General features: G+C 60.9%; 3 protein-coding genes and 2 pseudogenes. All 5 read left to right on the top strand.

Going from position 1 to position 2,369, the window contains the following annotated elements:
* Positions 1-104 (top strand): annotated as a pseudogene (locus tag WBB85_RS11070) (DNA-3-methyladenine glycosylase 2 family protein); the annotation flags it as partial.
* Complete coding sequence (locus tag WBB85_RS11065; RefSeq protein WP_432638673.1) at positions 101-766, top strand: alpha/beta hydrolase; 666 nt, start codon at positions 101-103, stop codon at positions 764-766. The pseudogene WBB85_RS11070 and the gene WBB85_RS11065, both read left to right, overlap by 4 nt.
* 560 nt (positions 767-1,326) lie before the next feature.
* A complete protein-coding gene (locus WBB85_RS11060) occupies positions 1,327-1,926 on the top strand; it encodes an HNH endonuclease (RefSeq protein ID WP_432638672.1) in 600 nt (199 codons plus the stop codon).
* A 9-nt stretch (positions 1,927-1,935) separates the two neighbouring features.
* Positions 1,936-2,073, top strand: a complete 138-nt coding sequence (locus WBB85_RS11055) for a hypothetical protein (RefSeq protein WP_432638671.1) — start codon at positions 1,936-1,938, stop codon at positions 2,071-2,073.
* Between the two features lie 103 nt (positions 2,074-2,176).
* Positions 2,177-2,369, top strand: a pseudogene (locus WBB85_RS11050) (agmatinase); the annotation flags it as partial.

Below are 2,369 nucleotides of genomic sequence, written 5' to 3'. Positions count from 1 at the left end.
AGTTGCGGAAAATGGCCGAAGCGTGGAGCCCCTGGAGGGCCATTGCAGCCCGCGCGCTCTGGGCCTACTACCGGGTGGCCAAAAGCCGGGAGGGGATCAGGTGACGCGTGAATTGAAGTTCGGCCGCAAGGCCGCGCAATCGGGGCAGGCCCGGTCGATGGTGATCTTCCTGCATGGCTATGGTGCTGACGGTGCTGACCTTTTGGGTCTTGCCGATCCTCTGGCCCCGCATCTGCCCGATACGGTCTTTCTGTCGCCGGATGCGCCCGAACCCTGCCGTAACAATCCGATGGGCTATCAGTGGTTCCCGATCCCCTGGCTCGATGGCTCATCCGAGGATGAGGCCAAGGCTGGCATGGCGCAGTCGATTGACGACATCAATGCCTTCATCGACGCCCGTTTGGGCGATGAGGGGCTGAGCGTGGACCGGCTGGCGGTGGTCGGCTTTTCGCAAGGCACGATGATGGCCCTGCACATTCTGCCGCGCCGCGCCGAACCGGTCGCCGCCATCGTCGCCTTTTCCGGCCGCCTGCTGGCCCCGGAAACGCTGGCGGACGAGGCCGTCTCGAAACCACCGGTCCTGCTGATCCATGGCGATCAGGATGAGATGGTGCCGTTTCAGGATATGGGGCTGGCCGGAGAGGCGCTGACCGGGGCCGGGTTCGAAACCTATGGCCATGTCATGAAGGGCACCGGCCACGGGATCGCGCCGGACGGGCTGTCTGTGGCGCTGGCTTTCCTCAAGGAAAACCTGCCTGACGCGTGAATGGGGCTTGAAACCCCGAGGTACGTCGTTACCTTTTTACAAAGGCGGTTTGGGAGTGTGGCGGATGGGTCTTGCAACATTGATTGTTTCGGCAGTGATTGCTGGCGGTTTGCTTGCCGTTCTGTTGGCCCCGCAGCAGCAGAAGCTGCCGATTCGGGTGGACCGGCGCAACCGGCGCCGCTGATCAATACTGTCTTTTCCACTCAATCGTTCTTGCCCTTGAACCAATGGGCAGCTTTGTCTGACTGGACCGGGTCCTTGACAGGACTGTGAAAACGGATCGGTCGCGCCAAGCCGTGCGATATCCCGAACTCCGAAGATGCGACGATGGAAATCCTCTGCCGCTGGTGGGCCAGCGGCGTTAAGAGTTGATGGAAGACTGTCCTTCAGTCCGGGTCCTGTCATGATCCCTTCATCCTCTGCCGGTAAAGTCTTTGTGGCAACCATGGCACATCGCGGGGCTTGCCAGACGCGAAGCGCCATATATAGTTGTGGATAAGCAGGGGCGGGTGCTCCCGCCCCGGTGCCGCAGCGGCATGCGAGGTGAGGACACTGTACGAATGCTCGACCATCCAACCGATACCGAATTCCGCACCGGGTTCGTGCGCGAGCCCTCGGCGCTGAAACATTGCCCGGCTTTGGTGCTGAACGCCGATTTCCGGCCGCTTTCCTATTACCCCCTCTCGCTCTGGCCCTGGCAGGATGCGATCAAGGCGGTCTTTCTCGACCGGGTAATGATCCTCGCCGAATATGATGAGGTCGTGCGCTCGCAGCGCGAGGCGATACGAGTACCCTCGGTCGTGGTGCTGAAGGATTATGTAAGACCTCAGAAGCGCGTGGCCTTCACGCGCTTCAATCTTTTTCTGAGGGATGAATTCTGTTGCCAGTATTGCGGATCGAAGGGCGATCTGACCTTCGATCATGTGCAACCCCGGTCGCGGGGCGGGGTGACAAGCTGGGACAATGTCGTGGCGGCCTGCGCGCCGTGCAACCTTCGCAAGGCCAACAAACCGCTGAAGCATTCCGGGCTCTGCCTGCGCCGTCCGCCGTTCCGGCCGACGGCTGATGACCTGCAAAAAGCGGGGCGCCGCTTCCCGCCGAACCACCTTCATGAAAGCTGGGTCGATTTCCTCTACTGGGATGCGGAACTCGACGCCTGAACGGGACTGATGGGTCGGGGGAGTGGCCAGGAAATCGCGCTGACCCCTGCCGTCGTCACGGGCCATACGATGGATTTTGACCACGCGCGCGTGGTCATGACCAGCTGGGATGCGCTCGATTTTCTGCCGAAATTCCAAGGTGTTTGAAGCGATCCCGAATTGGGACTTTGGTTATTCTAATTCCGATGTTTGGGTGTTTATACGGATGTAGAACTAATTTAGAATCGCGCGGGTAAGCTCAGGAGGGATTATGGCCGACCCGTTTTTTACCCCCTTTTCGGGGATGGAGATGCCGCGTTTCGCGGGGATACCCACATTCATGCGGCTGCCGCATGTGCCGCGCGACCATCCCCGTATCGATGACGTACAGATCGGGCTTGTCGGCCTGCCATGGGACGGTGCCGTGACGAACCGCCCCGGTCCGCGTCACGGGCCGCGTCAGC

It is taken from the genome of Albidovulum sp., assembly GCF_049646345.1.
Classification (GTDB): Bacteria; Pseudomonadota; Alphaproteobacteria; order Rhodobacterales; family Rhodobacteraceae; genus Albidovulum.
Note: the sequence above shows the minus strand (reverse complement) of the source record. Positions and strands in the feature narration are given on the sequence as shown.

Coding starts and splice junctions, on each gene's coding strand:
- WBB85_RS11060 (WP_432638672.1), top strand. CDS start 1,327: ATGCTCGACCATCCAACCGATACCGAATTCCGCACCGGGTTCGTGCGC.
- WBB85_RS11055 (WP_432638671.1), top strand. CDS start 1,936: ATGGGTCGGGGGAGTGGCCAGGAAATCGCGCTGACCCCTGCCGTCGTC.